Annotated in this window: 10 protein-coding genes, 1 pseudogene and 1 riboswitch; of the genes and pseudogenes, 7 read left to right on the top strand and 4 right to left on the bottom strand. The window is 61.6% G+C overall.

Annotated features, from left to right (window positions below):
* From AAC126_RS06585 to AAC126_RS06575, 3 genes and pseudogenes are all read left to right on the top strand, one after another.
* Positions 1–211 (top strand): annotated as a pseudogene (locus AAC126_RS06585) (ABC transporter substrate-binding protein); the annotation flags it as partial.
* Between the two features lie 71 nt (positions 212–282).
* Complete coding sequence (locus AAC126_RS06580; RefSeq protein WP_339851298.1) at positions 283–1,164, top strand: sugar ABC transporter permease; 882 nt, start codon at positions 283–285, stop codon at positions 1,162–1,164.
* Positions 1,161–1,991, top strand: a complete 831-nt coding sequence (locus AAC126_RS06575; RefSeq protein ID WP_339851296.1) for a carbohydrate ABC transporter permease — start codon at positions 1,161–1,163, stop codon at positions 1,989–1,991. Before AAC126_RS06580 ends, AAC126_RS06575 begins: the two co-directional genes overlap by 4 nt.
* 2 nt (positions 1,992–1,993) lie before the next feature.
* Here the strand turns inward: AAC126_RS06575 and AAC126_RS06570 are convergent, their stop codons facing one another.
* The 3 genes from AAC126_RS06570 to AAC126_RS06560 form a co-directional block, all read right to left on the bottom strand.
* A complete protein-coding gene (locus AAC126_RS06570; RefSeq protein ID WP_339851294.1) occupies positions 1,994–3,436 on the bottom strand; it encodes an FAD-binding oxidoreductase in 1,443 nt (480 codons plus the stop codon).
* A gap of 61 nt (positions 3,437–3,497) precedes the next feature.
* On the bottom strand, positions 3,498–3,764 hold the full coding sequence (locus AAC126_RS06565) for a hypothetical protein (protein ID WP_339851292.1): 267 nt from the start codon (positions 3,762–3,764) through the stop codon (positions 3,498–3,500).
* Positions 3,765–3,796: 32 nt separating this feature from the next.
* A riboswitch (cobalamin riboswitch) is annotated at positions 3,797–3,994 on the bottom strand.
* A 36-nt stretch (positions 3,995–4,030) separates the two neighbouring features.
* A complete protein-coding gene (locus tag AAC126_RS06560) occupies positions 4,031–4,468 on the bottom strand; it encodes a YaiI/YqxD family protein (protein WP_339851290.1) in 438 nt (145 codons plus the stop codon).
* A gap of 92 nt (positions 4,469–4,560) precedes the next feature.
* Here AAC126_RS06560 and AAC126_RS06555 point away from each other — a divergent pair, with 92 nt between their 5' ends.
* Positions 4,561–5,796 (top strand): CoA transferase, encoded by a 1,236-nt coding sequence (locus tag AAC126_RS06555; RefSeq protein ID WP_339851289.1) that lies wholly within the window; start codon positions 4,561–4,563, stop codon positions 5,794–5,796.
* Positions 5,797–5,804: 8 nt separating this feature from the next.
* Positions 5,805–7,055 (top strand): kynureninase, encoded by a 1,251-nt coding sequence (kynU, locus tag AAC126_RS06550; RefSeq protein ID WP_339851287.1) that lies wholly within the window; start codon positions 5,805–5,807, stop codon positions 7,053–7,055.
* Here kynU and AAC126_RS06545 read toward each other — a convergent pair.
* A complete protein-coding gene (locus AAC126_RS06545) occupies positions 7,052–7,735 on the bottom strand; it encodes a helix-turn-helix domain-containing protein (RefSeq protein WP_339851285.1) in 684 nt (227 codons plus the stop codon). The two genes, kynU and AAC126_RS06545, sit on opposite strands and share 4 nt — an antisense overlap.
* Before the next feature lie 71 nt (positions 7,736–7,806).
* Here AAC126_RS06545 and AAC126_RS06540 point away from each other — a divergent pair, with 71 nt between their 5' ends.
* Entirely contained in the window at positions 7,807–8,133 is a 327-nt protein-coding gene (locus AAC126_RS06540; protein ID WP_339851283.1) for an NIPSNAP family protein, read from the top strand.
* Between the two features lie 13 nt (positions 8,134–8,146).
* Complete coding sequence (locus AAC126_RS06535) at positions 8,147–8,494, top strand: antibiotic biosynthesis monooxygenase (protein ID WP_339851281.1); 348 nt, start codon at positions 8,147–8,149, stop codon at positions 8,492–8,494.
* The last annotated feature ends 132 nt before the right edge of the window (positions 8,495–8,626 follow it).

The following is an 8,626-nucleotide window of genomic DNA, read 5'->3' as shown; positions in this document are numbered from 1 at the left end:
GAAGGCCTATGTCGCCGATTTCCCGCCGGCCCTGGTTGCCCGCGATCAGCTTGAACATGCCGTGGCCGAGCTTGCCACCTATCAGAACCAGCGCATCACCAGCATCTTCAATGACGGCCTGGAAGCCGCCATTACCGGCAAGGCCACGCCGGAAGAAGCAATGAACGATGCGCAGCAGAAGGCGGACAAGATCCTCAAGGACTACCGCTAAAACTCCGGGACCCGGCGGCGGGCATTGTCCCGCCGCCGGTCTTTTTCCGACCAGCGAAAGTACCGCGCCCGATGGGACCCACAGCAAAGAGAACCTGGATCCATGCCTGGCTGTTCCTCAGCCCGGCCATGATCCTGCTGATTGCCTTTACCCACTATCCGGCAGCGGTCACCCTCTTCCACAGCTTCTTCTCCACGCCGCGTGGCAAACGCGAGGCGAAATTCGTCGGTCTTGAGAATTATCAGACGCTGATCGCGGACGACACATTCTGGACCGTGCTGGTCAACAATCTCTGGTACGCACTCGCCACCATCCCGCTTTCGGTCGGCATTGCTATCGCCATGGCGCTCTGGGTCGACAGCAAGCTGAAGGGCCGGTCCTTCGTGCGCATGGCCTACTTCACGCCGACCGTGCTGCCGCTGATCGCCGTCGCCAATATCTGGATGTTTTTCTATACGCCCGGCTTCGGCCTGATCGACCAGATCCGTGGTGTCTTCGGTTTTGCCCAGCAGAACTGGCTCGGCGATCCGGAAAGCGCGCTGAACGCCGTCATCGTGGTGGCGATCTGGAAGGAAGCCGGTTTCTTCATGATCTTCTATCTGGCCGCGCTGCAAACCATCCCGGCATCACTCCGGGAAGCCGCTGCCATAGAAGGCGCGGGGCGCTGGTATTTCTTCCGCCGCATCACCTTCCCCTTGCTGATGCCAACCACTCTCTTCGTCTCGGTCAACGCGATCATCAATTCGTTCCGGCTGGTCGATCACATCTTCATCATGACGGAAGGCGGCCCGGACAATGCCAGCTCCCTGCTGCTGTTCTACATCTACGAGACCGCGTTCCGGTTCTGGGACACCGCCTATGCCTCGACCCTGACCGTTGTTCTGCTTGTGATCCTGTTCACCGTGGCCATCGGCCAGTTCCTGCTTCTCGACAAACGGGTGCATTACCGATGAGCGCCGCCAGAGCCTTCCGTTTCGACTATGACCGGGCGCTGAACACCACTGCCGCCTGGGCACTCGCCATCGTCTGGTTCGCGCCGCTGATCTACGCCACCTGGACAGCGTTTCACCCGACGGAATTCTCCACCCGTTTCGAGCTGACAGCTCCGCTGACACTGGAGAACTTCTCCGCAGCCTGGAACGCCGCGCCGTTCGCACGCTATTTCCTGAATACGATGCTGCTGGTGACGTCGATCCTGATCGGCCAGTTCGTGCTCTGCACGCTCGCCGCCTTCGCCTTCGCCCGGTTCGAGTTTCGCGGGCGGGATACCGTCTTCGTTCTGGTGTTGCTGCAGCTTCTGGTCATGCCGGATATCCTGATCGTCGAGAATTACCGGACCATGCGGTTTCTTGGACTGGTCGACACCATCCTCGCCATCGGCCTGCCCTACATGGCGTCCGGCTTCGGCATCTTCCTCCTGCGGCAGACCTTCAAGACCATCCCGAAGGAGCTGGACGACGCGGCAAGGGTCGAGGGTGCCGGGTTCATGACCATCCTGCTCAGGGTCTATGTCCCGCTGGCAAAGCCGACCTACCTCGCCTACGGCCTGGTTTCCGTCAGCCACCACTGGAACAACTTCCTGTGGCCGTTGATCGTGACAAACTCGGTCGAGACACGGCCGGTGACCGTCGGCCTCAGCATCTTCTCCTCGACCGATCAGGGCATCGACTGGGCCGTCATCAGCGCCGCAACGCTGATGACCTCCGGCCCGCTGCTGATCGCCTTCCTGCTGTTCCAGCGGCAATTCGTTCAGAGCTTCATGCGGGCCGGGATCAAGTAGGCTCAGGCCTCAGGCACAACCTTGCCCGGGTTCATGATCCCTTTCGGGTCGATCGCCTTCTTCACCGCCTGCATCAGGGCGATTTTCGAAGGCGAGCCGTATTTGATCAGATACGGCAGCTTTTCAGAGCCGATCCCGTGCTCGGCGGAGATACTGCCGCCGAGCGCGATTGTGCTTTCATACATCCGCTGCGAGAGACCGGGTTTCTTAACCTCCCACTCCTCGTCGCTCATGTCCGCCGGTTTGCGGGCCGTGTAATGAATATTACCGTCCCCCATATGGCCAAAACAGTTGAAGGCCATACCCGGCACATATTCGCTCAACGACGCCTGAGACTGATCTATGAAGGTTGCCACCTTGGAGACAGGCACCGAAACATCGCCTGCCATGCGGGGCGTCCCCTCGCGCTTACCGGCCTCGGCCTGCTCCTCACGGATCCGCCAGAGTTCGCGGCGCTGGCCTTCATTCTCAGCAATCACCCCGTCAGTTACCCAGCCCTGCTCCATCGCTTCGGTGAAGATTGCCTCAAGCTTGGCCCGTAGATCGTCGAGCGGAGATGGCGTCCCCATCTCCAGCAGCACGTACCAGGGCGAGCGCTCTGCAAGCGGGTCGGTGATTCCATCAATATACTTGATCGCCATGTCGAATGAGGCCCGGGGCATGATCTCAAAGGCGAGGATCGTGTCGCCGGACAGCTCTCGCGCACTCGACAGCAGATGCTGTGCCTCATGCGGGGACGGCACTGACAGCATGGCTGTCTCGCGGACGCGCGGCAGCGGCATCAGACGGAACGCCGCGGCGGTAACGATGCCAAGCGTGCCTTCCGCGCCGATGAACATCTGCTTCATGTCATAGCCGGTATTGTTCTTGCGCAGCGTTTCCAGCCCGTCGAACACGGAGCCGTCCGGCAGCACGGCCTCGATACCGAGGATCTGCTCCCGGGTATTGCCGTATTTGATCGTGTTGTTGCCCCCGGCATTGGTGGAGAGCGTCCCGCCGACCGTACTGGAACCTTCCGAAGCCAGGGACAGCGGGAATAGCCGTCCTGCCTCTGCCGCAACCGCCTGCATGTTCTGGATAACGCAACCCGCTTCCGCAATCATTGCGTAATTCTCCGGGTCAAGAGACCGCACGGTTGTCAGACGATCAGTCGAAACGACGATGGTCGGGCGCGGTTCGGTCGGGACAGAGCCGATGGCAAGGCCGGTATTGCCGCCCTGGGGCACGATGGCGATATCCGCCTTCGCCGCCGCACGCACAACCGCCGCCGTCTCCTCCGTCGAGGCGGGCCGGGCGACGCCGAGGGCATCGCCGGTCGGTGCGCCGCGCCAGTCGGTGCGGTATTTCAACGTGTCATTCGGATCTTCCAGCCAGCCCTTCGATCCCAGAATGGACCGGATTTCCGTAAGCGCCGCGTCGATGGACTGGGGCGTCTGATCGTTCACCCACTCTCTCCCGTTGGATAATTTCAGGCGGGAGGCTATCAGCGATCACGGCACGCGCCAATCAGGCGGGCAATCTGTTTATGGAAATTCTCTCGGTCAGTTCCAGCCGCTGTGCCGCACCGAAGAGCGCGCCGATGCGCCGCGCCGCCTCCTGCATGCCGCCGTCGAAATCTTCTTTCGACGTCTCTGCCCGGACCATGGAGAGGGAATGCGAGAGAGTTCTGTCATCCTCTGCAACGCTCAGCAGCGTCAGGATCAGGGTTGCCAGGTCGCGATCCGGTGCGTTGTCCGAATCTTCGGTGAGAGTCTGGGTGGATAGTCGGGACATCTAAACCTCCTCCGGTGCACCCCGCCCGGGTTAAATGTGGACACAGCGTTGGCAGGTTTCCTGACTCCCGGCTCTTCGATCCGTGCCGCCTTCCCAGCCCATGGGGGCCAGTGGCATACCGGTCGGATCTAGCCGGTTACAGTTGCGGGGGCAGTCCCGGACTTGCGGCGATAAAACCGCGCACCGGATTCCCTTTTGTCCCGAAGGACACCAACGCTGGAAGGCTCGTCCTTACGGCCTCCCGTGTCAAGGCAGGAGGCGGAAAATCACTCGCGGATCAGCCGTTCCAGCTCGCGGATGAAGGTTTCCCTGTCTCTTTTCGAAAAGGCCGGGCCGCCACCCGAAACCTCTCCCATGGCGCGGAGGTCTGACATCAGATCACGCATTGCCATCGCCATGCCGATTCCCGCCTCGGTGAATTCCTTGCCGGAATGGCCGATCGCCTTGGCGCCGCTCTCGATCACCCGATGCGCCAGGGGGATATCGCCGGTAATAACGATATCGCCCGCCGCCACCTTGCCCACGATCCAGTCATCCGCCGCGTCGAACTTGTCGGAGACCAGGATGTTCTGCACATTCGGCCGGTCACCAGTCCGGAAGCCCCGATTGCTCACCACATAGACCTTGATGTCGTGCCGGTCCGCGATCGACAGGATCTCGTTCTTCACCGGGCAGGCATCGGCGTCGACATAGACAGACTTCATTGCGTGCTTTGCCCCTTTTGCAGGCGATCAGTCGTGCTAGGTTCCGAGCCCAACCTGATCGCATTCAACATTAAGCTGGCCAAGAAACACGGATGTACACGGTCCTTCAAGATTTGACAGTCGTCGAGGGCGCATCTTTCATCGCCGCGCCGTCCTGTACCCTGAACATGCTGCAGATGGGCGCGACGGTGATCCGCTTCGACGCCATCGGCGGCGGGCTCGATTACCGGCGCTGGCCGAAGGCTCCGAATGGCGCCAGCCTGTATTGGGAAGGCCTGAACAAGGGCAAGAAGTCCGTCGCACTGGATCTGCGCAATCCGGAAGGCCGGGAGCTGGCTCTGCAGCTTGCCACGGCGCCCGGTGAAGGACGCGGCCTGTTCGTGACGAACTACCCGGTGTCAGGCTTCCTCTCCCATGAAGCACTGAAAGCACGGCGCGAGGATATCATCACGGTCCGCGTCATGGGTTGGGCGGACGGCACGCAAGGCGTCGATTACACAGCCAATGCCGGTGCCGGATTTCCACTGATGACCGGCGAGCCCGGTCCCGTCGGCGAGAAGCGCCCGGTGAACCATGTCCTGCCCGCCTGGGACCTGATCGCTGGGGCCAATGCCGCGTTCGCCATGCTGGCGGCGGAGCGGGAACGCCAGAAGACCGGCAAAGGCGCCGAAATCCGCCTACCGCTCGGCGATATCGCGCTGACCACCCTCGGCACACTGGGCCAGGTCGCCGAAGTGATGACGGAAGAAGAAGACCGGCCAAGCTATGGCAACGATGTGTTCGGCGCCTTCGGCCGGGACTTCAGGACCAGTGACGGCCACTACCTGATGCTTGTCGCCCTCTCCCCCCGGCAATGGACCGGCCTTCTGGCATCTCTTGGCATCGAACTGGAGATCGCCGCCATCGAGGCCGAGACCGGGGTCAGTTTCGCCAAGGACGAAGGCTTGCGGTTCGACTATCGGGAGAAGATCAACCCGGTCGTCGAGCGCGCCGTCGCGGCAGAGACGCTGGATGCGCTTGCGCCGCGTTTCAAGGAAAACGGCGTGTGTTGGGAGCCTTACCGCACGGTCCGGGAAGCAGTCGCGAGCGACCGCTTCAAGACCATGGGCAAGCCTTACAGCGATGTCACCCACGGCAGCGGGCTGACCTATCCGACTTCGGACACGCCCATCGATTTTTACGGACAAGCCTCCCAGATTCCGGCACCGGCGCCGCGCCTTGGCCAACACACCGACGAGGTTCTGGCGGACTTTCTCGGTCTCGACAGTGGCGCCATCGGACGGCTGCACGATGAAGGCATCGTCGCCGGCCCCGACCACGCCAATTGAGGCACGCGATGCCACAACCGGAAATGACCCGGGAAGATTTCGCTGCCCGCGATGCCGCCGATCCCCTCGCCCCGTTCCGCGCGGAATTCGAGCTGCCGGAGGGTGTGATCTATCTCGACGGTAACTCCCTCGGCCCGCTGCCCCGCATCGCGCGGGAACGGGTAGCCGCTTGCGTCTCCGAGGAATGGGGCAATGGCCTGATCCGAAGCTGGAACGATGCGGGATGGATCAACCTTCCCGCGCGCGTCGGCGACAAGATCGGCGCACTGATCGGCGCGGAGCCGGACAGCGTGGTCGCGGCGGACTCGACCTCGGTCAATCTCTTCAAATGCCTCTCCGCCGCGCTGGCGCTCCGGCCCGGTCGCACAGTCATTGTTTCGGAGAAGTCGAACTTCCCGACCGATCTTTATATGGCGGAAGGCCTGTCGGCGCTGCTTGGCGGCCGTCATGAACTCCGTTTGATCGAAGACCCGTCCGAGCTGCCCGGCGCCCTCACGGACGAGGTTGCCGTGCTGATGCTGACCCATGTGAACTACCGCACCGGCTACATGCACGACATGAAAGCGGTGACCGCCGCCGCCCATGAGGCAGGCGCGCTGACGCTGTGGGATCTCGCCCATTCCGCGGGGGCCGTTCCAGTCGATCTCGCCATCGCCAATGCGGATTTCGCCGTCGGCTGCGGCTACAAATATCTGAATGGCGGCCCGGGTGCCCCGGCATTCCTCTATGTCGCGCCGCGCCACCAGCAAGACGCCACCCAGCCGCTCACCGGCTGGTTTTCCCACAAGGCACCGTTCGCCTTCGATCACCGGTTCGCGCCAACGGACGGAATTGGGAAATTTCTTTGCGGTACGCCACCGGTGCTGGCCATGACGGCGCTCGATGCAGCGATGGATATTTGGGCCCGTGCCGACATGAATGCAGTTCGGGAAAAGTCAGTCTCACTGACCGAGAGCTTCATCACGCTGGTAGAGAAACGCTGCGCCGGGCTCGGCCTGACACTCGCAAGCCCGCGCGCTGCGGCGCAGCGCGGTAGCCAGATATCTTTCGCGCATGAAAGTGGCTATCCGGTGATGCAGGCCCTGATCGACCGTGGTGTGATCGGTGACTTTCGCGCGCCGGACCTTCTGAGGTTCGGGTTCACACCGCTCTATACAAGGTTCACGGACGTCTGGGATGCCGTCGAGCATTTGCGCGACATCCTTGAGACCGGCGCCTGGGATCGCCCGGAATTCCATGCCCGGGCGACGGTTACCTAAACCTCCGGAAAACACTCCCGGAACCGGCGCTCGCCCTCTCCGGTGAAGGAAACCACGCGGGAATCTTCAATCCGGTGCGCCCAGCCAAGGTCATAGAACCTGTCCAGGAGTCCGGTGCCGAGGGCGCCCGCCAGATGACTGCGGCGCTCGCTCCAGTCGAGGCAGGAGCGGCATAACGGGCGGCGTGTATTCGTCAAATCGGACAAGGCGATGCCGAGTTCGCCGACAAATGCCTCTCCGGCTTCCGTCAGGGAAATCTCCTCCCCGTCTTCCATCAGCAGATCCCGCGCCATCATGCTGTCGAACATCCGCACGCCGTAATCGCCAGCCAGATGGTTGTAGCAAACCCGTGCTTTGCGGAGTGCCGGGTCGCGCGGGCCGGTGCGGGCCCGCATATGCCCGCGTTTTGCCGCCAACCCCATCATCGCTTCCAGCAGATTGCCCACCTCGTCATCCGCCAGGGCAAAATAGCGGTGCCGCCCCTGTTTGCGCTGGGACAGCAGCCCTGCCGTTTCCAGCTTGGAGAGATGGGAGCTTGCCGTCTGCGCGGTGATACCGGCCTCGGCGGCAAGTTCGCTCGCCGTCAGGGCCTTTCCGGTCATCAGCGTGGTCAGCATGTTGGCCCGGGCCGGGTCCCCAATCAGGGCACCGATCAGAGCGATGTCAGGTCCTTCTTTCATACTTCGACCATAACCGAAGCATGAATCCGCGCCAAGGTGAGATTGTCCGCCTATCTTATATGGAGGACCACATGCTTACCTGCTTTATCCGCTATCACATCGACCCGACCAAGAAAGCTCAATTCAATCAATATGCTCGCAACTGGGGCGAGGCTATTCCCCGCTGCGGCGCCGATCTGATCGGCTATTTCGCCCCACATGAGGGTTCCACCACACTGGCCTATGGTGTCTACAATATCGAGAGCCTGGCCGCCTATGAAGCCTATCGCGCCCGCCTGTCCGCCGACCCGCTCGGCCGGGAGAATTATGAATTCGCACAGAAGGAAAAATTCCTGCTGCGCGAGGACCGGACATTTCTGATCAATGCGTCAAATCCGGCGCCAAAGAGAAACGCCTAGGGAGAAACATGCCATGATAGCCGTGATTTTCGAAGTTGAACCGTATCCGGAACACAAGGGAAGCTACCTTGAGGTCGCCGCAAGCATGCGTGCGTTGGTGCAGGAGGTGGACGGCTTTATCTCCGTCGAGCGATTCCAGAGCCTCACAAACGAAAACAAACTCCTGTCCCTCTCCTATTTCCATGACGAGAAAGCGGTCGAGGACTGGCGGAATCTGGTTGCTCATCGCAAGGCGCAAGCAAAGGGACGGGACAAACTGTTCCAGAACTACCGCCTGAAGGTGGCGTCCATCCTGCGGGATTACGGTCCGAACGACCGGGCAGAGGCGCCCACTGACAACAATGCGGCCCATATCGGCTAGGAGTGCAGCAGGTCTCGCAACTTTCGTGCGAAATCGGAATAGCGTAAGCCATGCGAGCCCGGTTGACCGGCCTCGCCGGCCCGCGTCTAATCCTCAATCTCACATTCCATAATTTCTGCACGGACACATCAC

It is taken from the genome of uncultured Nisaea sp. (assembly GCF_963974195.1).
Taxonomy (GTDB): domain Bacteria; phylum Pseudomonadota; class Alphaproteobacteria; order Thalassobaculales; family Thalassobaculaceae; genus Nisaea.
This window is presented reverse-complemented; position numbering and strand designations above follow the sequence as displayed.

Coding starts and splice junctions, on each gene's coding strand:
- AAC126_RS06580 (WP_339851298.1), top strand. CDS start 283: ATGGGACCCACAGCAAAGAGAACCTGGATCCATGCCTGGCTGTTCCTC.
- AAC126_RS06575 (WP_339851296.1), top strand. CDS start 1,161: ATGAGCGCCGCCAGAGCCTTCCGTTTCGACTATGACCGGGCGCTGAAC.
- AAC126_RS06565 (WP_339851292.1), bottom strand. CDS start 3,764: ATGTCCCGACTATCCACCCAGACTCTCACCGAAGATTCGGACAACGCA.
- AAC126_RS06560 (WP_339851290.1), bottom strand. CDS start 4,468: ATGAAGTCTGTCTATGTCGACGCCGATGCCTGCCCGGTGAAGAACGAG.
- AAC126_RS06555 (WP_339851289.1), top strand. CDS start 4,561: ATGTACACGGTCCTTCAAGATTTGACAGTCGTCGAGGGCGCATCTTTC.
- kynU (WP_339851287.1), top strand. CDS start 5,805: ATGCCACAACCGGAAATGACCCGGGAAGATTTCGCTGCCCGCGATGCC.
- AAC126_RS06545 (WP_339851285.1), bottom strand. CDS start 7,735: ATGAAAGAAGGACCTGACATCGCTCTGATCGGTGCCCTGATTGGGGAC.
- AAC126_RS06540 (WP_339851283.1), top strand. CDS start 7,807: ATGCTTACCTGCTTTATCCGCTATCACATCGACCCGACCAAGAAAGCT.
- AAC126_RS06535 (WP_339851281.1), top strand. CDS start 8,147: ATGATAGCCGTGATTTTCGAAGTTGAACCGTATCCGGAACACAAGGGA.